The organism is Nonomuraea sp. NPDC049378 (assembly GCF_055586745.1).
The window spans coordinates 100,074-124,143 of sequence record NZ_JBVJHP010000009.1 but is presented as its reverse complement, the minus strand read 5'-3'; the positions used below and the strand labels follow the sequence as shown (position 1 = coordinate 124,143).

19 protein-coding genes are annotated in these 24,070 nt (G+C 71.5%); 10 read left to right on the top strand and 9 right to left on the bottom strand.

All coding sequences use genetic code 11. From position 1 onward, the window contains the following. The first annotated feature begins 342 nt into the window (after nt 1–342). The 3 genes from ACZ6SA_RS20765 to ACZ6SA_RS20755 are packed head-to-tail and all read left to right on the top strand — an operon-like array spanning nt 343 to nt 2,535. Nucleotides 343–1,185, top strand: a complete 843-nt coding sequence (locus tag ACZ6SA_RS20765; RefSeq protein WP_465829653.1) for a DUF1996 domain-containing protein — start codon at nt 343–345, stop codon at nt 1,183–1,185. A 57-nt stretch (nt 1,186–1,242) separates the two neighbouring features. Beyond that, nucleotides 1,243–1,806, top strand: a complete 564-nt coding sequence (locus ACZ6SA_RS20760) for a DUF305 domain-containing protein (protein WP_347646347.1) — start codon at nt 1,243–1,245, stop codon at nt 1,804–1,806. Nucleotides 1,807–1,830: 24 nt separating this feature from the next. Continuing rightward, complete coding sequence (locus ACZ6SA_RS20755) at nt 1,831–2,535, top strand: phosphotransferase (RefSeq protein ID WP_465829650.1); 705 nt, start codon at nt 1,831–1,833, stop codon at nt 2,533–2,535. Here ACZ6SA_RS20755 and ACZ6SA_RS20750 read toward each other — a convergent pair. Continuing rightward, nucleotides 2,498–3,304 (bottom strand): SDR family oxidoreductase, encoded by an 807-nt coding sequence (locus tag ACZ6SA_RS20750; RefSeq protein ID WP_465829648.1) that lies wholly within the window; start codon nt 3,302–3,304, stop codon nt 2,498–2,500. The genes ACZ6SA_RS20755 and ACZ6SA_RS20750 overlap by 38 nt on opposite strands. Before the next feature lie 35 nt (nt 3,305–3,339). Continuing rightward, the gene (locus tag ACZ6SA_RS20745) at nt 3,340–3,975 is read right to left on the bottom strand and encodes a phosphotransferase (RefSeq protein ID WP_465829646.1); all 636 of its coding nucleotides are present in this window, start codon (nt 3,973–3,975) and stop codon (nt 3,340–3,342) included. A 255-nt stretch (nt 3,976–4,230) separates the two neighbouring features. Here ACZ6SA_RS20745 and ACZ6SA_RS20740 point away from each other — a divergent pair, with 255 nt between their 5' ends. From ACZ6SA_RS20740 to ACZ6SA_RS20730, 3 genes are all read left to right on the top strand, one after another. Beyond that, the gene (locus ACZ6SA_RS20740) at nt 4,231–5,406 is read left to right on the top strand and encodes an MFS transporter (protein WP_347646351.1); all 1,176 of its coding nucleotides are present in this window, start codon (nt 4,231–4,233) and stop codon (nt 5,404–5,406) included. Between the two features lie 317 nt (nt 5,407–5,723). Further along, on the top strand, nt 5,724–7,412 hold the full coding sequence (locus tag ACZ6SA_RS20735; protein ID WP_347646352.1) for an ABC transporter ATP-binding protein: 1,689 nt from the start codon (nt 5,724–5,726) through the stop codon (nt 7,410–7,412). A gap of 3 nt (nt 7,413–7,415) precedes the next feature. Next, nucleotides 7,416–9,173, top strand: a complete 1,758-nt coding sequence (locus ACZ6SA_RS20730; protein WP_347646353.1) for an ABC transporter ATP-binding protein — start codon at nt 7,416–7,418, stop codon at nt 9,171–9,173. Between the two features lie 46 nt (nt 9,174–9,219). On the opposite strand, the gene ACZ6SA_RS20725 is transcribed toward ACZ6SA_RS20730, so the two are convergent. Together ACZ6SA_RS20725 and ACZ6SA_RS20720 are read right to left on the bottom strand one after the other, a co-directional pair. After that, nucleotides 9,220–10,602: an alpha/beta fold hydrolase gene (locus tag ACZ6SA_RS20725; protein WP_465829643.1), complete on the bottom strand. Its 1,383-nt coding sequence runs from the start codon at nt 10,600–10,602 to the stop codon at nt 9,220–9,222. Between the two features lie 170 nt (nt 10,603–10,772). Beyond that, nucleotides 10,773–12,836 (bottom strand): S9 family peptidase, encoded by a 2,064-nt coding sequence (locus ACZ6SA_RS20720; RefSeq protein WP_465829641.1) that lies wholly within the window; start codon nt 12,834–12,836, stop codon nt 10,773–10,775. Nucleotides 12,837–12,880: 44 nt separating this feature from the next. Here ACZ6SA_RS20720 and mshB point away from each other — a divergent pair, with 44 nt between their 5' ends. Genes mshB through ACZ6SA_RS20705 form a run of 3 tightly spaced genes read left to right on the top strand, consistent with a single transcriptional unit; the run spans nt 12,881 to nt 14,727 of the window. Further along, nucleotides 12,881–13,786, top strand: a complete 906-nt coding sequence (mshB, locus tag ACZ6SA_RS20715) for an N-acetyl-1-D-myo-inositol-2-amino-2-deoxy-alpha-D-glucopyranoside deacetylase (RefSeq protein ID WP_465829639.1) — start codon at nt 12,881–12,883, stop codon at nt 13,784–13,786. A gap of 11 nt (nt 13,787–13,797) precedes the next feature. Beyond that, complete coding sequence (locus ACZ6SA_RS20710; RefSeq protein ID WP_347646357.1) at nt 13,798–14,214, top strand: DUF6113 family protein; 417 nt, start codon at nt 13,798–13,800, stop codon at nt 14,212–14,214. Nucleotides 14,215–14,232: 18 nt separating this feature from the next. Beyond that, nucleotides 14,233–14,727, top strand: coding sequence for a flavin reductase family protein (locus ACZ6SA_RS20705; protein ID WP_347646358.1), 495 nt, complete (start codon nt 14,233–14,235; stop codon nt 14,725–14,727). Between the two features lie 98 nt (nt 14,728–14,825). Here the strand turns inward: ACZ6SA_RS20705 and ACZ6SA_RS20700 are convergent, their stop codons facing one another. Beyond that, a complete protein-coding gene (locus ACZ6SA_RS20700) occupies nt 14,826–15,821 on the bottom strand; it encodes a hypothetical protein (protein WP_465829636.1) in 996 nt (331 codons plus the stop codon). Nucleotides 15,822–15,896: 75 nt separating this feature from the next. On the opposite strand from ACZ6SA_RS20700, the gene ACZ6SA_RS20695 reads away from it, so the two are divergent. Then, on the top strand, nt 15,897–16,319 hold the full coding sequence (locus ACZ6SA_RS20695; RefSeq protein WP_347646360.1) for a hypothetical protein: 423 nt from the start codon (nt 15,897–15,899) through the stop codon (nt 16,317–16,319). Between the two features lie 22 nt (nt 16,320–16,341). Here the strand turns inward: ACZ6SA_RS20695 and ACZ6SA_RS20690 are convergent, their stop codons facing one another. From ACZ6SA_RS20690 to ACZ6SA_RS20675, 4 genes are all read right to left on the bottom strand, one after another. Next, complete coding sequence (locus tag ACZ6SA_RS20690) at nt 16,342–18,828, bottom strand: penicillin acylase family protein (protein WP_465829988.1); 2,487 nt, start codon at nt 18,826–18,828, stop codon at nt 16,342–16,344. A 129-nt stretch (nt 18,829–18,957) separates the two neighbouring features. Next, on the bottom strand, nt 18,958–20,322 hold the full coding sequence (cysS, locus tag ACZ6SA_RS20685; protein WP_465829634.1) for a cysteine--tRNA ligase: 1,365 nt from the start codon (nt 20,320–20,322) through the stop codon (nt 18,958–18,960). 20 nt (nt 20,323–20,342) lie between these two features. Beyond that, nucleotides 20,343–22,187, bottom strand: coding sequence for a sigma factor-like helix-turn-helix DNA-binding protein (locus tag ACZ6SA_RS20680; protein ID WP_465829632.1), 1,845 nt, complete (start codon nt 22,185–22,187; stop codon nt 20,343–20,345). A 50-nt stretch (nt 22,188–22,237) separates the two neighbouring features. After that, nucleotides 22,238–24,070, bottom strand: coding sequence for a UvrD-helicase domain-containing protein (locus ACZ6SA_RS20675; RefSeq protein ID WP_347646363.1), 1,833 nt, complete (start codon nt 24,068–24,070; stop codon nt 22,238–22,240).

Here is a 24,070-nt window from a genome sequence, read left to right as displayed (position 1 = left end):
GGTGGGAGATGAGTCGTTCTCACTGGTAGAAGCCGCGTATGGGTGTGTAAGGAGCGGTCTCGTGCGTGTCAGGTGGGTTTTCATCTGGTAACGAGCATCTTGACAGCAGCAGGAGAGGCGAGCACTCTCCCAATCAGGGAGCGCTCCCCGAACACCCCCCGCTTCGCACCCTGACGGAGACGTCGTGAGTCCACACCCCGACCCGTGGTCTACGACCCGCCATCCCCCGCCCTCGCGACCGGCGGCGACCGGCCGGGAGCGCCCGACACGGCCACGCCGTTCCCCGTCACGGATGCTCACCGACATCGTGCGCGTCCACCCATGACGCCCAAGGGAGCCGCCATGCTCGCCTCACGACTCTCAGCGCTGCTGACCCTGCTGATCGGCCTGGTCGCCGTCGTGCCCCGCCCGGCGGTGGCCAAGCCCGTACGGGTTGCGGAGTTCCTCGCCGACTGCCCGTTCAGCCACCGGCTGCCCGACGACCCGATCGTCTTCCCCGGCCTGCCGGGCGCCTCGCACATGCACAGCTTCTTCGGCAGCCGCGTCACCAACGCCCACACCCAGCTCAACGACCTGCTCAACGGCGCCACGAACTGCAACCCGGCCGTGGACAAGTCGTCGTACTGGGTGCCGACCCTCTACAGGGACGGCGCACCCGTGGAGCCGGCCATCGTCACGTTCTACTACCTCGGCGAGGGCGTGCGCGACGACATCGTCGCCAGGACCCAGCCGCTGCCCCTCGGGTTGCGGATCGTCGCGGGCAACGCCATGGCGACCGGGCCCGACCACACGACGATCTCCCGGTGGTCCTGCCTGCACGCCGGGCACGTCGGCGCGTCGAAGGACTTCGTCACCTGCCCGCCGGGGACGATGCTGGAGTCGTACCTGGACTTCCCGCAGTGCTGGAACGGGCGCGACCTCGACTCCGCCGACCACAAGAGCCACATGGCCTATCCGGTGGGCGGCGCCTGCCCGAGCACGCACCCCGTGCCGGTGCCCAAGCTGCGGCAGGTGATCCGTTACCCGGTGAGCGGCGACCCCTCGCACTTCCGGCTGGCGTCGGGTGGCGGTTTCACGATGCACGGTGACTTCTTCAACGCGTGGCCGGCGGCGGAGATGGAGCGCCGGGTGCGCGACTGCATCCGGCCGGTCATCAAGTGCGGGGCCGACGGGCGGCCGTCGTAACGTCTGCTTCTCGCCCGGGCGGGCCGTCACCGCCCGGGCCCTCCGGAGGTCGTACGCGTGTCACGGGTGCTCGGATTCCTGCTGCCGGCCGTCCTGCTGCTCGGCTGCTCGGCCGCTCCTGACCCCGTTCCTGTTCCTGCTCCTGTTCAGGCGCCCGCCTCCAGCGGCGCCTTCACCACCACGGACGTGGCCTGGCTGCAACTGGCCGAGGCCCTGCACACGCGGGCGCTGCCCCTCCTGGAGCTCGCGCGGGACCGCGCGGCCGACCGGCCGCTCGCCGGCCTGGCAGCCCGGCTCGGCGCGGAGCACGAGAGCGGGCGCGGCCGGCTGCGCGCCCTGCTCGCCCAGGCCCGGGTCGCCGGCGAGAACCCGCACGCCAGGCATGACATGCCCGGCATGCCCACCGCCGCCGACCTGACGGCGCTGTCCGGGCTGCGGGACGACGCGTTCGACCGGCGGTTCGTCACGTTGCTGCGGGCGTACCTGAAGCAGCTCGCGCTGGTGGCGAAGGGCGAGCAGAGCGCGGGCGGCGCGCGACAGGCCCGCGAGCTCGCCTCCGCCATGCGGCGCGACCACACCGCCCACCTGGCCGAGCTGGACAGGATCGCCGGACGCACGTGAGGCGCGGCTCGGTAGGTTGACCGGATGGAGCCAGGCGAACTGCTGGGGCAGGGCCGCAGCGCCGACGTGTACGCGATCGACGAGGTGCGGGTGCTGCGCCGCTACCGGTCGGGCATCGACGCGCGCCGGGAGGCCGCGGTCATGGACTACGTGGCGGGGCACGGTTATCCCGTCCCCCGCGTCCATCCGGGAGAAGGGCCGCCCGGCGACCTGGTGATGGAGCGGCTGGCCGGGCCGACGATGTTACGGGCGATGCTCGACGGCGACCTGGGACTCGAGGCGGCGGGCGACGCTATCGCGCGGCTGCTCCTGCGCCTGCACCGGATCCCGGCCCGGCACTCGGCCGACCCCGATGCCCGGGTGCTCCACCTGGACCTGCACCCGGACAACGTCATGCTCACGGCCCGCGGACCGATCGTGATCGACTGGTCCAACACCGAGGAGGGCAGTCCGGAGGAGGACTGCGCCATGTCAGCGATGATCCTCGCGCAGGTCGCGGCCGACGCACGGGACGAGAGCGCGCCGGCGGCGCGGGTGGTGCTCGGCGCGCTGCTGGCCGGACTCGGCCCCGCGATGGGCTACGGCGACGCCCTCGACCGCGCCAAGGCCCGCCGGAGCGCGAACCCCACGATGACCACCAGGGAGCTGGAACTGCTCGACGCGGCGGCTGCCCTGGTGCGCGAGCTGGGCCTCACGGCCGCCAGGCGCCCCGCGCCGCCGTCTCGGTGACGTAGCTCTCGAACGGCTTCGGCGGCCGGTCGGTCACCTGGCTCACGACCTCGGTGACCGGCTGGTCGCCGAGGGCACGCAGGGCGGTGAACGCCTTGGCCGCACGGATGGCGTCGCCGGAGAAGCCCTGCGCCGCGATGTACTCCTCCTCGCCGCCCAGATAGATGATCTCGCGGCCGACCGCCCAGCCGATGATCTCCGCGGCCTCCCCGAACGACAGGGCGCGCGGCCCCGTGATCTCGTAGGAGTGCCCCGCGTGGCCGTCCCGCGTGAGGGCCGCGGCGGCGACGGCCGCGATGTCGCCGGCGTCGACGAACGCCTGGCGCACGGCGCCCAGCGGCACCATCAGCTCGCCCGCCATGACCGCGGGCCGCAGGAAACCCTCGTCGAAGTTCTGGTCGAACCAGCTCGGCCGCAGGATCGTCCACCCGGCGCCGCTGTCGCGGACCGTGCGCTCCGCGGCCATCAGCCGCTCATCGCCCATGACCTCGATGCCGTCGCTGGACAGCAGCACGATCTGCTCGACCCCCTGATCCACTGCCAGCGACACGAACGCGGGGTCGATCGGGACGCCGTCGGGGGCCATGAGAAAGACCCTGGACACCCCTCTCACCGCGGGCTCCCACGTGCCGGGCCGCGCCCAGTCGAACGTGGTCTCACCGCCTCTGGAGGCTGCACGCACGGCGTGGCCGGCCGCGCGCAGCCGCTCCGCCACGCGCCGCCCGATGGTGCCTGTCGCTCCGAGGACGAGGATCACGAGCCGAGTCATGCCCCGAGTCAAGCAAAGGACACCGACAGAACCTGTCAAAGACGTCCGGCGGCCCGCTCGGTCCAGGCGGCCGTGGTGTCGATGCGCTCGCGCCACATCTTCTCGCCGCCGCCGGGCTCCCAGCGGACGCAGAAGTCGAGCAGATCACGGCAGCGGGCCAGCATCGCCGCGTGGCGCTCCGCCCAGCCGGGCACGGGCTCGCCGTAGGCGGAGAAGAACCGCGGCAGCAGCGGCACGTGCTCGGGGTGGTGCATCCGGACGATCCACTCGCACCAGGCGAGGTCCTCGACCGGCCGACCCGGATGGGCCCACTCCCAGTCGAGGATCGCGGTCGTCTCGAACGTGGCCGGGTGGAACAGCATGTTCTGCGGCCCGTAGTCGCCGTGGACGATGCCGAGCCTGTGGATGCGGGCCAGCATGCGGCCGCACTCGGCGAGCACCTCCGCGGCGCGGCCGTCGTCCAGGAGGTCCTGGCCGTGGGAGCCCTCGACCCAGCGGGTGGTCAGGCTCGTCGAGGTGACCTGGTGGACGCGGGGGACGGGAATGCGGCCGCGCAGGCGGCGCAGATATCTGCTCTCCGTGCTGAGCCTGAACGCCGCCTCGGGCCCCTGGTAGCACTTCACGACCAGGGCGCCGTCGCCGACCGTGCTGTTGGTGTACCCGTGCTTCACAAGGGTCGATTCTGGCGCACCGGGACCCGTGCCGGGTGCACCCGCGCACTATCGCCCGCGCTCGCGATACACGATGTAAGGACGGGGCAGACCGCCCAGCGGGGTGGAAGAAGCGCGCTCCGGGCGGCTGACCGGGAAAGGCGCGGACAGCACCATCCCGGCCACGGTGGGCACCATGTAAAGAGTGTCCGCCCGGGTCGTCGCCGCACGCCCTCACGCCGTCACAGGAAAGCGAGAATCTGTTACACAGAGTGCATGTCCGAACTTCGTGCAGGCCAGGTGCGGAACCTGGTGCTGGCCACGGTGGCCTTCGCGGTGACGTTCTGGGCGTGGAACCTCATCGGTCCGCTGTCCGGAAGCTACAGCAGGCAGCTGCGGTTGTCGCAGACGCAGCTCTCGCTGCTGGTGGCGATCCCCGTGGTGGTCGGCTCGCTGGGGCGGATCCCGGTGGGGATGCTGGCCGACCGGTTCGGAGGCCGGCGCATGTTCGCGGTCGTCTGCTTCGTCTCGATCGTGCCCGTCCTGTTCACCGGCTGGTCCACGTCGTACGGCTGGCTGCTGTTCTGGGGATTCCTGCTGGGCGTCCCCGGCACGTCGTTCGCGATCGGCATCCCCTTCGTCAACGCATGGTACGAACCCGCCCGCCGGGGTTTCGCCACCGGCGTGTTCGGGGCCGGCATGGGCGGCACGGCGCTGTCGGCGTTCTGCACGCCGGTCCTGGTGGAGACGTTCGGGCGGCCTTTCACGCACGTGCTGATGGCGGCGGCGCTCGCGGTGACGGGTCTCGTCATGCTGGGCGCGAGCCGCGACTCGCCGCGCTGGTCGCCCGCGACCGCCCCCGCGTGGCCCCGGATCAGGAAGGCTATGGCGCTCAAGGCGACCTGGCAGTCGGCCTTCCTGTACGCGGTGGCCTTCGGCGGGTTCGTGGCCTTCTCGACGTACCTGCCGACCCTGCTGCAGAACGTGTACCGCTTCGCCCAGACCGGCGCGGGGCTGCGCACGGCCGGGTTCTCGATCGCGGCGGTGCTGGCCCGGCCGCTCGGCGGCACGCTCTCCGACCGGATCGGCCCGGTCAAGGTCCTGCTCATCGCTTTCGGCGGCACCACGGTCATGGCGCTCGTACTGGCGCTGGAGCCGCCGGCCGAGCTGCCCGCGGGGGCGAGCTTCGTGCTCATGGCGCTCTTCCTCGGACTCGGGACGGGCGGCGTGTTCGCGCTCGTCGCGAAGCTGGTCGAGGCGTCCAGGGTGGGGACGGTGACCGGGCTCGTCGGCGCGGCAGGAGGGCTCGGCGGCTATTTCCCGCCGCTCGTCATGGGGGCGGTCTACGCCGCCACCGGGGCGTACACGGTCGGCTTCGCGTTGCTCGCGCTCACGGCGCTGGTGACGCTGGCGTACACGATGCGGGCCTTCAAGGGCCTCCAGGGGCGCTAGCGCAACCGCCGCACCGGCCCCGTCACTCGTCGACCGCGACCACGGACCCGAACCGGGACATGTCCGGTGATCAGATGGTGCCGGCCACCCTGCGCACCGGCCGCCACACCCGCGCTGGAGGCTCGACGCCATCCTCAGGGCGGCGGCGGACCTGCGCATCGCCCACGGGGTGAAAGGCTGAGGTGACGCCGGAGCTTCTGCCGGTTTCGTCGGGTTTGTCCGGCGCCGCCGTCGGGACCCGACCGTCCAGGGGAACGTTCCAGCAGGTCGAAAACCGTTTGCCGGGCCGCCTCGCGCCTTGTCAAGGTTGTCAGGCTATGCGCTCCCTTCCTGAGGCCGATCCTGGCGTGCCCGACATCCGCAGCCCGCTGCGTTATTTGTGGTGGACTGCGCGCAGGCAGTGGCCGTCTCTCCTGCCGGGCATCGGCTTCGCGACCCTGTGGTGGCTGGTGCAGGCCCTGATGCCGGCCGTGCTCGGCAGGGGCATCGACGCCGTCACCGCCAAGGACACCCGGGCGCTGCTGCTCTGGGCGGGTGTCCTGCTGGCGCTCGGGCTGCTGCAGGCCTACACCGGGCTGATGCGCCACCGGATGGCCGTGCACACCTGGCTGTCGGCCGCCTACCGCACCGTGCAGGTGACCGCCAGGCAGGCCGCCAGGCTCGGCGCGACGCTGCCCAAGCGGCTGTCCACCGGCGAGGTCGTCAGCGTCGGCAACTCCGACATCGCCCACATCGGCAACTCCATGGACATCCTGCTGCGCGGCACCGGCTCCATCGTGGCGATCGTCACCGTCACCGTGATCCTCATCTCGACCTCGCTGCCGCTCGGCCTGCTCGTGTTGTTCGGCGTGCCCATCATGGCCCTCGCCGTCTCGCCGCTGCTGCGCCCCCTGCACCGGCGGCAGCTCAGGCACCGCGAGCTGGTCGGCGACCTGTCCACCAGGGCGAGCGACATCGTGGCCGGGCTGCGGGTGCTGCGCGGCATCGGCGGCGAGCACGTGTTCGCCGGCCGTTACCGCGAGGAGTCGCAGCTCGTCCGCCAGGCGGGCGTCGGCGTGGCCAGGGTCGAGTCGGTACTCGAAGGCGCCCAGATCGTGCTGCCCGGCCTGCTCATCGCCATCGTGACCGGCGTCGGCGCCTCGTTCGCCGTCGCCGGCGAGATCCCCACCGGCCAGCTCGTTTCCTTCTATCTCTACGCGGTCTTCCTCATCGGCCCCCTGCGCACCCTCACCGAGGCCGCCGACAAGCTCACCAAGGGCCACGTCGCCGCCGGTCGCGTGATCCGCATCCTGTCGATCGAGCCCGAGGTCGCCGGCGGCGCCGGGAGCAGCCCCGGTGGCGTGCTGCGCGACTCCTACAGCGGCGTCACCCTCCAGCCCTGCTCGCTGACCGCCATCGCCGCGAGCTCGCCCGACGACGCCGCCGCCATCGCCGACCGGCTCGGCCGCTACGCCGACGGCGACGTCACCTTCGGCGCGGCAGACCTGGCCGACCTGCCCATCGCCGAGGTCCGCGAGCGCATCCTCGTCGCCGACAACAGCGCCCGCCTGTTCACCGGGCGCCTGCGCGACGAGCTCGACGTGCGCGGCGGCGCCACCGACGCGCAGCTGCGCGAGGCACTCCACGCGGCCTGCGCCGACGACATCGTCGAGGCTCTGCCTGACGGGCTCGACACGGTCGTGGCCGAGGCCGGTCGTGAGTTCTCCGGCGGGCAGCAGCAGCGGCTGCGCCTGGTCAGGGCGTTGCTGGCCGACCCCGAGGTGCTCATCCTGGTCGAGCCCACCAGCGCCGTCGACGCCCACAGCGAGGCCCGTATCGCCGGCCGGCTGGCCAAGGCCCGCGCCGGCCGCACCACGCTGATCTGCACGACCAGCCCGCTGGTGCTCGACCGCACCGACCACGTCATCTACGTCGAGGACGGCAGGGTGCTGGCCGAGGGCGCACACCGCCAGCTGCTCGACAGCACGCCCGCCTACGCCGCGACCGTGACCCGCGGGGAGGACTGACCCATGGCCCGCGAGATCCTTCCGGTCGCCGACGCCAAACAGGTGCGCGCCTACGCCAGGCGGCTGACCCTGCGCTATCCGCGCGAGCTCACGCTCGCCCTCCTCCTGCACGGTCTGGCCGCCGTGGCCGGGCTGGCCGTGCCGTGGCAGCTCGGCAGGCTGGTGCAGGACGTGCAGTATGGAGCCGAGGTCGACGTCGTCGTCGTGGCCGCCGCCATCGGGGGGTTCCTGCTGCTGCAGGGTGTCCTCGTGCGCTATGCCGTGCTGGCCTCCGCCAGGCTCGGCGAGAAGGTGCTGGCCGAGCTGCGCGAGGAGTTCGTCGACCGGGTGCTCGGGCTGCCGCTGTCCACGGTCGAGCGGGCCGGCGCCGGCGACCTGATCACCAGGACCTCCCGTGACGTCGACGCCCTGTCGCGCACCGTGCGGCACGCCGTGCCCGAGACGCTCATCGCGTCCGTCACCTTCGTGATCACCGTGGGCGCCCTGCTCCTGGTCAGCCCGCTGCTCATGCTGCCCATGCTGATCGCCGGCCCGGTGTTGTGGATCTCCACCCGGTGGTATCTGAAGCGGGCGCGCGACGGCTATCTCCGTGAGAACGCCGCCTACGCCGACCTCACCGAAGGGCTGGCCGAGACCGTCGAAGGCGCCAGGGCGGTGGAGGCGCTCGGGCTGCAGGAGCGGCGCCGGGCCCGCACCGACGACGACATCGCGCGATCGTACGCCGCCGAACGCTACACGCTGCACCTGCGCACCGTGTGGTTCCCTGCCGTCGAGCTGGGCTATGTGCTGCCGGTCGTGGCCACACTGCTGGTCGGCGGCCTCTTCTACACCAACGGCTGGGTGGCGCTCGCCCAGGTGACGACCGCGACGCTCTATGCCCAGCAGCTCATCGACCCGCTCGACAGGTTTCTCATGTGGATCGACGAGCTGCAGGTGGGCGGAGCTTCCATGGCGCGTCTGCTCGGCGTGGCCAACGTGCCCGACGACCGGGTGGCCTCCGCGTCGTCGTCGCCCTCCGGCGAGCTGCTGGAGGCGTCGGACGTGCGTTATGCCTACCGTGAGGGCCGCGACGTGCTGCACGGCGTGTCGCTGACCGTCCAGCCGGGGGAGCGGCTGGCCATGGTCGGGCCGTCGGGCGCCGGGAAGTCCACGCTCGGGCGGTTGCTGGCCGGCATCCACGGACCGCGCGCCGGCGCGGTGGCCGTGGGCGGGGTGCCGCTGGTCGAGCTGCCGCTCGACGACCTGCGCGGCCACGTCGCGCTCGTCACCCAGGAACATCACGTGTTCAAGGGCACGGTGCGCGACAACCTGGTGATCGCCCGCTCCGACGCCGACGACCAGGCCGTGAGGAAGGCGCTCGAAGCGGTGGACGCGCTCGAGTGGGTGCTGGAGCTGCCCGCCGGCCTGGAGACGCACGTGGGATCCGGCGGGCTGGCCGTCTCGCCCGCGCAGGCGCAGCAGCTCGCCCTGGCCCGGCTCGTGCTCGCCGACCCGCACACCCTGGTGCTGGACGAGGCCACCTCCCTCATCGACCCACGCGCCGCCAGGCACCTGGAACGCTCGCTGGCCGCCGTGCTCGACGGGCGGACGGTCATCGCGATCGCCCACCGGCTCTACACGGCGCACGACGCCGACCGGGTGGCCGTCGTGGAGGACGGGCGGATCAGCGAGCTGGGCTCCCACGACGAGCTGGTGGCGGCGGGCGGCTCCTACGCGGCCCTCTGGACCAGCTGGCACGGCACCTCCTCCGCTCGCCAATGACACCGCTTGCCCACGGGGGCGGGACGGCATCTCCGGAGGGATCCCGTCAGCATCGTGCGGACTTGGCGGGGACGGTGCGGTCGGTGAAGTAGCGGTTGATGTGGTCGCGGGCGCACTCGTTGAAGCCATAGAGCGTGTGGCCGGGCCCGTCGTGATGGATGACGGCGCTGCCCGAGACCGGGGACAGTGCCCGCGCCACCGCGTCGGACTCGCCCCACGCTCCTGCCCCGAGCAGGGGCGGCAGGCCCTTGGGGAGAGGGGCGGGCTTGTTGGTCACGGGGACCGGCCAGCCGATGCAGCCCAGCATCGCCGTGGACAGGGTGTTGGCGGTGCCCGCGTTGGGGGCGATCTTGCGCAGGCGGGCTTGGGTGGCGGCCATCTCCTCACGGTCGGCGAAGCGGGGCCAGTCGGTGCACTCCGTGACGCCCGTGGCCTGGTCGGGGTAGCGGGCGCCGCGAGCGGGCACGAAGCCGGACGCGTCGCCCCTGGCGGCCTTGCGGATCGTCTGGGCCAGGTCAGGCCAGGCCGGTTTGCCCTGCCGGGCCCTGCTGATGGCGAAGGACTGCAGGTCGCGGCCGTTGTAGGCGACATTGGCCGTCGTGGTGGGGACGGGGGTGCGCTCGGCTCTGGCGATCAGCGCCCGCCAGCGGCCGGGGACGTCGGAGCAGCCGTTGGCCTTGCACCAGGTGAAGAAGCGCTGCAGGAAGCGCTCGTTGGTCTTGGCCGACTCCTCCAGCTCGCGTTTCCAGCTCGCGGTGCTGTGGTTGATCGTGCCGTCGAGGACCATCGTGCGGATGCGGCCGGGGAAGAGGCGGGCATATGCCTGGCCGTAGATGCCCGCGTAGGAGGCGCCGTAGAAGTTGAGCCGGGCGTCGCCGAGGAACTTCCTGATGGCCTCCATGTCTGCGGCGTGGTCGGCGGAGCTCATGTGGGCGAACAGCTCGGGCTCCTTGAGCCGGCAGGCCTCGGCGTAGCCGCGGTTGGTGTCGGACAGCCGGCCGAAGGCGGCGTCGTCTTCCGGGTCGTCGGGGAGGGGGACGCGGGTCCAGGCGCACTGCAGGCCGGTGCTGAGGCCTTGGAACTGCTCGCCGTAGCCCCGGGTGTCCCACGTGACGATGTCCATACGCTCGCGGAGCTTGGCCCACCAGCCGGGATTGGCCTGGGTCAGGGCGATGCCGGGGCCGCCAGGGCCGCCGTAGGCCACCAGCACCGAGCCCTCCGAGGCGCCGGTGGCCTTGAGCCGCCCCAGCTTCAGGGTGATCGTGCGGCCGTCGGGTTTGCTCCAGTCGGCCGGGACCCGAAGGTCCGCGCAGACCATATCGATCTTGTCTTGGGGGCACGAGCGCCACTCCTGGGCGGTGGCCGCCGCCGCTGGGGCGGACAGGCCCGCGCCCAGCAGCGCCAGGGTCAGGGCGAGGGGTTTCAGCATGGCGTTCACGATCCCGCAGAGGGCGGCGGGATCGCGTCGGACCAGGGTTTGATCTTCGTGGCGTGGGTGTCGGACCTGGGTTTGTCAGACCGTCAGCCCTGCGCCCGCTTTGAGGAGTTCTGTCGGTGCGGCGGGTCGGGCCCGCCCAAGGATCCTGTGCGCGGCGGCCGTCAGGCGAGTGCCTGCTTGAGGAAGTCCAGCTGCAGCAGCAGCAGGTTCTCCGCCACCACCTCCTGAGGCGTCATGTGCGTCACGCCGGACAGCGGGAGCACGCTGTGCCGGCGCCCCGCCGCGAGCAGCGCCGAGGACAGGCGCAGCGTGTGCGCGGCCACCACGTTGTCGTCGGCCAGGCCGTGGACCAGCAGCAGCGGGCGTTCGAGTTTGCTCGCATCGGCGAACAACGACGACTTCTCGTACACCTCGGGCTGCTCGTCGGGGTGGCCCAGGTAGCGCTCGGTGTAGCACGTGTCGTACAGCCGCCAGTCGGTCACCGGCGCTCCGGCGACCGCCGCGTGGAACACGTCGGGACGGCGCAGCACCGCGAGCGCGGCCAGGTATCCGCCGAACGACCAGCCGCGGATGGCCACCTTCGTCAGGTCGAGGTCGTCGGGGTACTGCTCGGCCACCCCCTGCAGGGCGTCGACCTGGTCCTCCAGCGCCGGGGTCGCCAGGTCGTTGAGCACGGCCCGCTCGAAGGCCGTGCCGCGGCCGGGGGTGCCGCGCCCGTCGGCCACGACCACGGCGAAGCCCTGCTCGGCGAACCACTGGCTCTCCAGGAAGATGCTCCGCTGGTTGAGCACCCGCTGGGCGTGCGGGCCGCCGTACGGATTCATCAGGACCGGCAGCCGGCCCGAGCCCTGCTCGTGCCACGACGGCAGCACCACGGCGGTGGCCAGGTCGCGGCGGCCGGAACGGCCGAGCGAGACCCGCATGTCGAGGCCGGGGCGCTCGGCGAACGACGGGATCGGCACGGCCGTGCCGTCGCGCTTCACGACCGTGGCCGACACGCCCTCGGTGTCGAGGCTCTGCTCGGTGAGCACGCCGACCCCGCCCGACATGCGCCCGGAGAACACCCCGGAACGGGTCGAGACGGGCAGCAGCGAGTGGCCGTCCCACGTCCACAGCTGGATCTCTGTCGGGTCGCCGCTCGCGCTGAACAGCACGCTGTCGTGGTCGACGCCGAGCACGGCCCGCACCTGCAACGTCGGCGGGGTGACCGGGTGGTCGCCGACGTACAGGCGGTGGCCGCCGTCGGCGGAGGCCACCCAGACCAGCGACCCGTCGTCGAGGTGGGCGGGCACTCCCGTCACGATGTCGACCCAGGCGGGATCGGTGTCCTCGCGGACGAGCGTGGTCGCGCCGGTCGCCGGATCGACCGAGAGCAGCCGCATCGTCTTCTGGTCGCGGGTCATCGTCACGATCGACAGCGCGTGGGAGTCCCAGGACGCCGTGGTGAGGTATTCCTCGCTGTACGGCACCGCGACCCGCGACCCGTCGAGCCCCAGCACGAACAGCTCGGTGACCGCGTTGGGCGTGCCGGCCGCCGGATAGCGCTGGACCGTGGCAGGACGGTCGGGGTTGGCCGGGTCGGCGATGTGCCAGACGTTGACCGGAGCCTCGTCGGCCCGCTCGACCAGCAGCGCGTCACTCGACGGCGCCCACCAGTAGCCGCGCATGCGGTCCATCTCCTCCGCGGCGATGAACTCGGCCAGCCCGTACGTCACCGTCTGCGACTCCGGCGTGGCCAGCGCGCGGTCGGCGCCGGAGAGCACGTCCTGGACGCGCAGGGCGCCGCCGCTGACGTAGGCGACGTGCCGCCCGTCGGGGGAGAGCCGGGGGTCGATGACCGCGCCAGGCGTGTCGAGCCGGTACGCCTGTCCGCCGGCCAGGTCGGCCACGTACAGGCCGCCGGACAGGGCGAAGCATGCCCTGGTCACCGCGGCGTCGGTGGCGTAGGCGACGACGCCGCCCGCGGACTCCCTGCTGCGCTCGCGCCTGGCCCGCTCTTCCCGCGGCAGGTCCTCCTCGTCGGCGTCGAGCGCGCGCGGGTCGACGACCAGGCGCTCGACGTGCGTCTCGGTGTCGAGCTCCCACAGGCAGGTCACCGGGTCGTCGCCCGACTTCGACCGCAGGAAGACCACCCGGCCGCCGTCAGGGGAGATCGTGAAACCCCTGGGCACTCCGAGGGTGAACCGGCGGGTCCTGGCCGACAGTCGCGGGAAGCTCTCACTCATGGGGCCAATCCTGCCAGGAACGCACCATTGTTACGCTCGGGGCTATGACTGATCGACGGCTCCTGCTCGTGCACGCCCATCCGGACGACGAGTCGATCGGCACCGGGGCGACCATGGCGCGATACGTCGCCGAGGGCGCCCACGTCACGCTGGTGACCTGCACGCTCGGCGAGGAAGGGGAGATCATCCCCGCCGACCTCGCTCACCTGGCCGCCGACAGGGATGACGCGCTGGGGCCGTACCGGATCGGCGAGCTCGCCGCCGCCTGCAAGGCGCTGGGCGTCGAGGATCACCGTTTTCTCGGCGGACCCGGGCGCTGGCGCGACTCGGGGATGATGGGCGTGGCCTCCAACGACCACCCGAAGGCGTTCTGGCAGGCGGACCTCGACGAGGCGGCGGGCGAGCTGGTCAAGGTCATCCGCGAGGTGCGTCCCCAGGTGCTCGTCACGTACGACGAGAACGGCTTCTACGGCCATCCCGACCACATCCAGGCGCACCGTGTCTCGCGCAGGGCGTTCGAGCTGGCCGCGGATCCCGGCTTCGGCTCGGGCGAGCCGTGGTGGATCGCGAAGCTCTACCACACCGCCGTCGCCAGGTCCGCGCTGCGCCGAACCTCGGAGGCGCTGCGGGAGGCCGCGGTCGGGTTCCTCGTCGAGGACGTCGAGGACATGGCCTACGGCTGCGCGGACCAGGACATCACCACCGAGATCGACGCGCGCCCCTGGATCGGCAACAAGATCGAGGCCATGCGGGCTCACGGCACGCAGATCACCGTGGCGCAGCCGTGGTTCACGCTGTCCAACAACATCGGCCAGGAGATCGCGGGGGTCGAGCACTACACGTTGGCGATCGGGTCGCCGGGCCTGCCGGTGCCGGGGCCGCCCGTGGAGGCCGGAGGGCTCGGCGAGCCGTACAACCGCGAGAACGATCTGTTCGCCGGTATCCACTAATCTCGATCGCTATGGAACATGACAGCCAGGTCGAGTCGGCGCTGGGCGGGGCGGCGTACGGCATGCTGTTCGTGCTCGGGATCGTGATGGCGGTCGTCGGCGGCTTCACCCACCCGGTGTGGCAGATGGACGGGGTCCCGGTGGCCGCGGTGGTCTGGGTGCTGGCGTTGTTCGGGGTGGGCCTGGGGGCGGGCCGGCTGATGCGCGCCCGGCTGGGCGCGGTCGCGACGGCGATCGGGTGGCTGCTGGTGACGATGCCGTTCACGCTGGAGCTGGGGGCGGGTGACCTGGTGATCGCGCAGGGGGCTCCCGGCTACATCTACCTCTACGGAGGTTTGCTGGCCCTTGTCGGGGCCTATCTGCTTTCGCCCTCGTCAAGTCGGGGTTCGTGGCTGTTGAGAGGGTATTCTCCGACTAATCCGATGTAGGGGCATAAAGTAATCTTTGTGCATTTCACTGAGCGGCACGTGGACCCCGCAACGCATCGCAAGGTCGTCGGCCGCTTCGCCACCGGAGTCGCGATCGTCACGACGTGGCGCGACGGCGTCGATCTGGCGATGACGATCAACTCCTTCACCTCCGTCTCCCTCGAACCCCTGCTCGTGCTCTTCTGCGCCGAGAAGGTGGCCAGGTTCCATGACGCGGTGCTGGAGACCGGGACGTGGGGGGTGTCGGTGTTGCCGGCCTCGATGGAGGACGTCTCACGCTTCTTCGCCCATCGCGGGCGGCCGCTGAACGGGCAACTCGCGCGGTGGGCGCATCACCGGGGTGAGACGGGTGCGGCGCTGTTCGACGGGGCGATCGCCACCGTGGAGTGCGTCACCACGGCGGTGCACGACGCCGGCGACCACTCGATCGTGGTGGGTGAGGTGCGGGCGCTCAGCACGCCCTCGGAGGAGGCGCCGCTGCTCTACCACGAGGGCCGCTACAGGAAGCTCTGACCTGCCGTATGCGCGCGGGCGCCCGCACGTCATGGAGCAGGGTCGCATGAGTCGGGCCAGGCACGAGGCCTGGCCCGATCACGGGTCGCGTTCCCGCGTTACTGGGCGGGGACGCTTTCCGACGGCGACGGAGCGCCCGTGTCCGTGGGGACGCCGGTGTCCGTCGGTGTCACGGTCTGTGTCGGAGGCGCCCCAGTGGGCTGCGCAGTGGGCGGCGCAGTGGGCGGCGCGTCCGACGGGGCCTCGGTGGGAGGCCCTGTGGGAGGCCCTGTGGGAGGCCCTGTGGGAGGTACGTCGGTCGGCGGCAGCGAGGCGGGCGGGCAGGTGGGGATCTCCTCCGTGGGGCTCGCCGAAGGCGACACGCCGTCCGTCGGCGGCGCGGTGTCGGCCGGCGGCTCGGTGCTCGGAGGCGGCGCGGTGTCCGTCGGCGGCTCGGTGCTCGGAGGGGTGTCGGTGGCGGTTTCCGTGGGCGTCGGGGGCGGCGGGGTCTCGGTCGGCGCCTCAGTGGGCGGCGGCGTGTCCGTGGGGGCGTCGGTCGGTGGCGGTGTGTCGGTCGGCGTGTCGGTCGGTGGGGGCGTCTCCGTCGGGGGGTCGCCGGGCCGGCACGTGAACGTGACCGTAGGGCCGGGCTCGGTGATGGTCACCGTGACCCTCTCCGTCACGGTCGGCAGGGGGATGGGCGTCACTTCGACGCGCGCCTTGCCACGCTTCTTGTACGTGCCCCGGCCCAGCCTCTTCGTGGACTCGGCCGCCCCGTCGATGACGGGGATGTCGGCGGTCGCGGTCTTGCACGACCTCCTCTTGCACACCCTCTGCTTGACGGTGAGGAGCGCGGGCCCTTCGTGGGTGAGGGAGACGTCCAGATAGGAGACGCCTCTCTTCTTGACCACCTTGGTCTTGGCGGTGTACTCCCCGGTCGTGGGACTTTCCGATGGAACTGGAGTCTCGGTCGGGCCGTCGGTTAACGCGACCCTCGCGGCTAGTGGGCTGCCAGAGGATAGGGGTTCGGTCGCTGACGTCTGGGAAATCGCGGCTCCGCCGGCTCCTGCCAGTGCGACGGTGCCGAGCAGCGCGCCCAGGATGGAGAGTTTCATAATCCTGCTCTTGTGGGAGATTTCAGGACCCTGGCCATTATTCCGAGTTGTCAAGATCGGTCAAGACTGAGACGCATGGACAAGCGCTTCCGGTTCCGGCGTGTGGCGAACTCTTTGAACCTCGCCACCCCGCTCGGCCTGCTCATCGCCCGCATCGGCGGCGCCACCCGGCAACCCGGCCCCAACGGGCTGATCCTGGCCTTCGGCTACCGCTACCGTTTCCCTGCCGCGAGCGCGTTCACCATCGGAAACGTGGTCCTGACCAGGAGCAACTCGCTGAACCACCGGCTCGTCCTGCACGAGGACCGGCACGCAACCCAGTGGGCGTGGTGCGCGGGGCTGCCCATGCTGCCGCTCTATCTGGTCGCCATGCTCGTCTCGGCGATCGTCTGCGGGGACCGCGCGTCCTACAACGTCTTCGAGCGCCTCGCCGATCTGGAGGACGGCGGCTACCCGCGCGCTCCCCTCCGGTGGCGAACGCGCAGGAGCGGCGATTGACAGCCGCTGTAAAACAACGCCCTCAGGGGTTGAGCCTGAGCGTGTGCACGGCCGCCTTCCTGACCGACTCCGGCGTGGACAACATCGGCAGCAGCTCTCCTCGCGCCCAGACCTCCGCCTGGTCCCCGTAGTTGTCGTGGAAGGCGTGCCCGGAGGCGCCCGTCAGGTTGATCCACCGGGATCTGTCCAGGTCGGACAGATCGACGATCATGCGCATCGACGGGACGGCGGTGATCTCGTACCCTCTCTGCACGTTCCACCCCGTGGCGTTGACCGCGTCCTTGCCGCCGGCCACGGACAGCGGGCCGCGGTTGAACAGCGCCTCGACCGGCGCGATGCCCGAGGTCCCCAGCGAGCCGTTGACCAGCTCCAGCCGGTGCAGGTCGCCCCAGCGCCACGACGTGACGTCGTCGCCGAGCCGGTCGGCCAGCTCCTGGTGAGCCGAGGCCATCGCCTGGCGCAGGATGTCGTCGCGGGTCTCCTTGCGGTTCTTCGTGGTGACGTCGTCCCAGAAGGGGTCGCCGGGGGCGGCGAGCAGCAGCCTGACGACCTCGTACCATCGGTCGCCGCCGGCCGGCCTGGCCTGCTCGGGCAGGTCGTCGTTGAAGGTCAGCACGAGCACCTGGCGCCACACGGCGTTGAAGTACGCGGCCGCCGCGGAGTCGAGGTCCTCCCGCCTGTCCCACGTCTTCAGCAACTGCCTGGCCTGGCCGCTGGGCCCTGCCAGGTCGACCCGCATCAGCGCCGGGATCAGCGTCTCCGCGAAGCCGTTGTAGGTGTCCTGCTGGATGCGCGCCATGGCCGCCGCGTCGATCGGGCCCTTCTCGAGCGCCTCCTCGATGAGGTCGCGAATGCGTTCGGAGCGGTAGCCGTACGACCAGTCCTTGGTCAGCAGGGGGCGGTAGCGCGCGGGGTCGATGACGGCGTTGTTCGCCGTGACGATGAACCCGTCGGCCGGGTCCTCCACGGACGGCAGCCGGTCGAACGGGATCGGCTCCGGCTTCCAGTCGTACTCGCCCGTCCATCCGGGGACCGGCCAGGTGCCGTCGCCGTTCTCGCGTACGGGGATGCGTCCGGGGGCCTGGTAGCCGATCTTGCCTGATGTGTCGGCATAAATCAGGTTCTGGGCGGGCACGTCGAACAGCGCTGCCGCCGCCTTGAACTGCTCCCAGTCGCTCGCCCTGTTGAGCTCGAAAATGGCGTCGACCGTCCTCCCCGGCGTCAGCGCCGTCCACTGCAGGGCCACCGCGTTGGCCTCGCCGCTGGGCCGGGCGGTGTCGATCACCTCGTTGATCAGCGGCCCGTGCCGGGTGCTTCTCACCGTGATCGTGACCGGGTCGCCGCCGGCCACCTTGATCTGCTCCTGCCTGGTCGCCAGCTTCAGCCGCTCGCCCTGGTAGAGGTACGTGTCGCCCTCCACCTGCTCGAGGAAGAGGTCGGCCACGTCGGGCCCGAGGTTGGTGAAGCCCCACGAGATCTTGTCGGTGTGCCCGATGATCACTCCGGGCACACCGGAGAAGGTGAACCCGGTCACGTCGTACGGGCACTCCTCCGTGAGCTTCCTGCAGTGCAGCCCCGCCTGGTACCAGACGGAGGGCATCTGCGGGGCCAGGTGCGGGTCATTGGCCAGCAGCGGCTTGCCGGTGGCCGTGTTCGCGCCGGAGACCACCCACGAGTTCGACCCGATGCCCTCGCGGTCCTCGGTGCTCATGGTGTCCGGCACGGCGTCAAGGGCCGCGGCCGCCTGGGTGAGCAGCCGGCCGGCCCGCCGCCGTGGCTCCGCCTCCTGGTCGAAGTGGCCCCGGGCGAGCGTGCCCTGGGTGACGATCGGGGAGTGGCGGTCGTACGGATAGCCGGGGTAGAGCTGGTCGACCCGCTCCTTGGGCAGCTTGGTGAGCGCGAGCGCGCGGTCGATCTCGCTCTCCACGTTGGAGCGCAGGTCCCACGCCATGGCCTTGAGCCAGGCCACGGAGTCGGCCGCGGTCCACTTCTCCGGCTGGTAGGCGCCGTTCTGGAGCTTCAGCACGGAGTATTCGAGGCTGCGGTCGGAGGCGTTGGGGTTGGCGGCGAGCCAGGTGTTGACGCCCTTGGCGTACGCGTTGAGGTTGTCGCGCGTCTCCGGGGCCAGCCCGCCGAGCTCCTGTTCGGCGACGCGGCGCCAGCCCATGGTCCTGAGCGCCTTGTCGGTCTTGAGCGTTGAGGCTCCGAAGAGCTCCGAGAGGCGGCCGGCGGTCATGTGGCGCCGGAAGTCCATCTCGAAGAAGCGGTCCTGGGCGTGGACGAACCCCTGGGCCATGAACAGGTCCGCAGCAGTGCCAGCGTAGATGTGCGGAATCCCTGATTTATCGCGATAAATCTCCACTTTTCCGGATAAACCCGGCAACCGTAGCGATCCATCCACCTGAGGGAACGACGTCCGCACCGTGACGACAAGCACTCCCGCAAGCACCAGCGCCAGCGCGAGCAGAACGGTCAACACCCGAGCGAACCACCGCAACGGCCACGGCATCCACGCATAGGGCCTCACCGACTACCTCCATCATGCCGAAACTGGCATCAAGTCTGACAGCCGAAGATCACTCCTTGGAACGTCGCAACGGGCGCGCGGAGCGCCGGCCACAGGATCAGGACCCGAAGATCAGGCCCAGGTCTGCCCCTCCGGGGTGTCGGCCACGCGGACCCCCATCTCGGCGAGTTCGTCCCTGAGCCGGTCGGACGCCCCCCAGTCTCTCGCCTCGCGGGCCCGGGCGCGGGCCTCCAGCAACTCCCCGGCCCCTGGCGGCAGCACCCGCGTCTTGCCGATCTCGCTCGGCAGGTCCAGCGCCAGCACCTGGTCCAGGTGCAGGAACGCCTCGAGCTTCGCCCCAGGCGCCACCGACTCGTCCCGCTCCAGCTCCCGCAGGGCGCGCAGCGCCGACGGCGTGTCGAGGTCGTCCTCGATGGCCGCCTCCACCCGCGCCACGTGGTCGCGGGGCATGGGCGCGCTGACCGACTCCGACCACTCGGCCACCCGCGAGCGCCACCTGCGCAGCGTGCGGTCGGCGGCCCGCAACGTCTCCCAGGTCAGGTTGAGCTGCTGGCGGTAGCGGTGCTCCATGAAGGCCAGGCGCAGCGCCAGCGGGTCGAGGCCGGCGTCGGCCACGTCGGAGAGCAGCACCACGTTGCCGGTGGACTTGGCCATCTTGCGCCCGTCGAACAGCAGGTGCTCACCGTGCACCCAGTGGCGCACGACCTCGTGCCCGGCGGCCGCGTCGGACTGTGCCCGCTCGTCCTCGTGGTGCGGGAACCTCAGGTCGATGCCGCCGGTGTGGATCTCGAAGCGCGACCCGAGATAGCGCAGCGACATGGCCGAGCACTCCACGTGCCAGCCGGGGAAACCGCGCCCCCACGGCGCGTCCCAGCTCAGCTCGCCTGTGGCGGGTTTCCACAGGGCCCAGTCGGCGTGGAAACGTTTGCGGGGGTCGACGGCGTCGATGCGGTGGGCGGGCTTGAGCGCGTCCAGCCGGTTACCGGAAATTTCGCCGTACGAGGGAAAGGTTTGTACGTCGAAGAAGACCGACCCGTCCGGCACCGCGTACGCGTGCCCCTTCTCGATCAGCTTGGCGATCAGCTCGATCATCAGGTCGATGTGCTCGCTCGCGCGCGGCATGTGCTCGGGAGGCCGCAGGCCGAGCGCGCTGGTGTCACGTCTGAAGGCGTCCTCGTAGAAGCGGGCGAGCTCGCTCACCGGGCGGCCCTCGGCCCGCGCCTGCGCGAGGACCTTGTCCTCGCCCTGGTCGGCGTCGTCGGCGAGGTGGCCGACGTCGGTGATGTTCTGGCAGGCCAGCACGCGCACCCGCCGCAGCTCCAGAACCCGTCTGAGCAGGTCGGACAGCAGGTAGGTGCGCAGGTTGCCCACATGCGCGTGGCGGTAGACCGTCGGCCCGCACGTGTACATCCGCACCGCCCGCCCGGCGGCGATCTCCTCGACCTGCCGGGTGCGCGTGTCGTAGATCCGCACCATCTGCCGAGCTTAGCCCGAGGTCATCCGCCCAGGAAACCGAGGATGTCCCTGTCGCCGCGCTCGCGCAGCCTGTCCAGGATCTCGTCGCGCGTGGCGAGGTCGGACGCCCCGATCCTGGCCCCGATCAGCCGCAACCCCTCGATCTCCGAGTTGACCGGTGCGGTGATCCCGATGAGGTAGAGGGCCCGGTTGAGCGGCGGCATGCCGGGCGGCGCGGCGGGCATGTGGCGCGTCAGCAACTCGCCGCCGTCCGACACGGTCAGGAACACGTGGTCGCCGTCGCTCGCCTTGAAGTCGGCCAGCACGTTGCGGATCGACCCCATGGTGGGCTGGTTGTGCCAGCTGATCACCACGTCACCTGACGGCGTGGAGGCGGTCAGCGACCCGCCTGGCGCCATCCCCAGGTACGCCGCGAACCCGGTCGGCAGCGGCGTGCCGGAGCCGCGCAGGTGCTCGGCGTTGATGTCCACCCGGTGCCACCAGCGCCCGTCGCGTGAGCGGAAGCTGCGCCGCGTCTCCGCCACGCCCTTGCGCGGATGGTACGGCTCCGCCTCCCCGCTCGGCGAGGTGCCCGCCACCCGGATCCAGCCCCGCTGCGTCCGCTCGAACCCGGGGCCGCCGGAGTAGGCCCGCACCGAGCTCTCGCTCACGTCGTAGCGGGAGGTCAGGTTGGTCACGATCGTGCTCACCGACGCCTCGCCGCCGGCCCGCTCGATCTCCCGGGCGATCATCTCCCTGATCCCCAGGTATTCGTCGCCGCCCCAGCGGGTCAGGCCGTACTTGTTGCGGTCGATCCGGCGGAAGCGGTCGTCGGCGGTGAGCTGGTTGCGGATTCCGACCAGGCTGTAGTCCTCGCCGATGCGCTCCTGGATCTCCTCGGGCGACAGCGGCGTGCCGGCCACCGCCAGCACCGCCTCCGCCTTCTCGTTGACGCTGCGCGGCCACGGCACCACGTGCGTGCCCAGCACGCGCAGGTGCGGCACGCTCAGGATCCACCGCTCCGCGACGTCCTCCCGCACGCCGAGCTGGGCGACCATGGTCACGGCCTCGGCGAGGGGGTGGGGCCCGTCGGCGAACAGCTGGCGGGTCTTCTCCCTCAGGTCGTCCGCCCCGCCCGCCACGAGCCAGCCGTCGGACTGCTCGTAGCCGGTCAGCAGCGTGCGTACGAACCGCCACGCCGGGATGCCCAGGCTGCGCAGCTCGGCGGCGTGCCACGGGACCGCGGCCTGCAGGTCGTCGGCGGGCACGGCCGAGCCCAGCCGGCCGCGCAGCCACGACACGTGCGCGGCCACCGCGGCGGCCTCCGGCTTGGCCAGCCAGGCCTCCACGTGCTCGCGCAGGTCGCGCTCGATCTGCCTGATCCGCTCGCGCGTCACCGAGAACCGCTGCGCCAGCTCGTCGAGCGTGGCCCGCTGCGTCGCGTACAGCCGGTCGCGGGCGATGGCCCGCTGCCGGTCGTCCAGCGCTCCGAACAGGTCGTCGATCAGCTCGGGCAGCGGTTTGTCCGCCCTGGACGGCGCGGGCACGGCCTCGGGGAGGGGTTCGAGCAGCCGCTCGAACACGCCGGTGAACAGTTTCTGCACCACGTCCTTGCCCAGCGTCTCCGGCGTCCGCTCGGCCTCGGCGGGGTCGGAGAAGCGCAGCAGCGGCAGGATGTCGCCGAGCATCAGATGACCCCAGCAGGCCATGGCCAGGCCGGCCAGGTGGCCCGCCACGGTCTGCGTGCCGGCGATGGCGCAGGCACGGTCGAGAGGAATCGCCTGCCACCAGGCCTCGGGCAGCTGCGGCTCCTCCACGATCGGCGCAATCTGACCAGGGGAGGTCCAGCGCAGTGGTGGCGCGAGGTCGCTCAGGCTGAGGTTCATTGAGGTCCAACCGGCAATGGGACGTTATATCCGCAGTTCAGACTATGTGATCAGAGGGACAAAAAGGGGCTCCCTCGTCCGGAATGGGAGATATAGAGCATCGAGCGGGCACGGGTGCAGGCGACGAACAGTATGCTCCGTTCGCGCTGCAGCGCACGAGCCCTGGAGTGCGGATCCTCCGGCGGTTCCTCCGGCGGCGGCTCGGGCACCACGCCCTCCGCCACTCCGACCAGCGCCACCCGCTCGAACTCGAGCCCCTTCAGGTGAGGGAAGGCCCACGCGCGCACGTCCAGGCCCGACAGCGCCCGCCGTGCGGCACGCACATGCCGGACGTCACGGGCGCCGACCGCGATCTCCTCGGCGGGCACGCCGTCCGCCAGCCACGACTCGACCACGGTCCGCAGCCCCTCCAGCTCCTCCTCCTGGGTGGCGTACGCCCTGACCACCGGCCGGGCGCCGTCGCGAGCCGAGCGCAGGCCGTACATGTCGGTGGCGCCCTTGACCAGGCCGGGCGCGAGGCCGCCGCCGCGCAGCCTGACCACGAACGACAGCAGCTCCTGCGGCAGGCGGCAGGAGAGCTTGAGCGTGTGCTGGACGGCGGGAATGCCGACCGCGCCCAGCGCCACCCGCGCGTCGGTGACCCGCTGGTGCGGATCGCCGACCACGAACAGGTCGTCGCGCGCGTGCGGCGCCGCCGCCCGCAGCAGCCGCCACTGGGCCGGGCTGACGTCCTGCGCCTCGTCCACCACGATGTGACGGTACGGCTTGTGCCCCGGATCGACGTCGTCGAGCAGGTCGCCCGTCGCGCGCGACAGCAGCCTGAGCGCCTCGTCGGTCAGCTCGGCCAGCGAGCGCGCCCCCTGCCCGACCAGCGCCGGTCGCCGGCCCTCCGCGTCGGTCACGATCCGCATGGCCAGGCGATCGGCGTTGTCCACCTCGACCCGCTTACGCACCACCTCATCATCGATCAGAAGGTCGAGTTTCGCAGACAGTTCTTCGGCAAGCCCTTGGGAAAACGTCACGAGCAACACCGGTCCCGCGCCGTGCGCGGCCAGATGAGCGGCCCTGTGCAGGGCGACGACGGTCTTGCCCGTGCCCGCTCCGCCCACCACCAGCACCGGGTGCTCGTAGCGCGCGGCCCTGGCCAGCCGGTGCTGCGGCGGATGCAGGAACGTGCACCAGTCAGGCGCGCGCAACACCCGGTCGAGCTCCACCTTGCCGGCCACGAACACCGCCCGGTCCGGGCTGCGCAGCAGCGCCGCGTACAGATCGTCGGGGTCGACCGGCCCCGGCTCCTCGGACGAGGCACGCCAGGCGTCCAGCTCCCGCCACGCCTGCGCCAGCGTGCCGCCACGGGCGAGCACCGCGAGCGGGGCGTGCTGGGTGGGCGGCAGCAGGGGTTCCAGCGCCGCCACGTCGGCCTCGGTCGTGACCAGCCTGAACAGCGGCAGCGCGTGAAAGTCCAGGCCGAGCGCGAGCAGATCGCCGTCGCAGATCGGGGCGAACAGCCCAGGCTTGCGCACCGACCTGCGTAACGCGGGCTCCACCCGTTCGAGCGCCTCGGCGTCCCACTCCTCGATCACGCCGAGCACCGGGTTGACGCCGAACCTGTGACGCTGCGCGTACGACCAGGCCTCCGGGTCGGGCAGCACCGTACGCAGCCAGAACACGTCCCGCTGCCGCACCACCACCCCGCGATGCCCCTCGGCCAGGCGCAGCGTCGCGACCCTCGCGTCCCTGGCGCCCCGCACCCGCTGCGGATGCGGGGCGCCGGCCACGTTCAGCAGGAACCGGCGCAGCGCGACCACGGCATCCCTGCGCACCGGCGGCGCCAGTGCGCTGAGCTCCCTGGGAAACCCAGGGCCGATCGCGAGCCGCGGCAC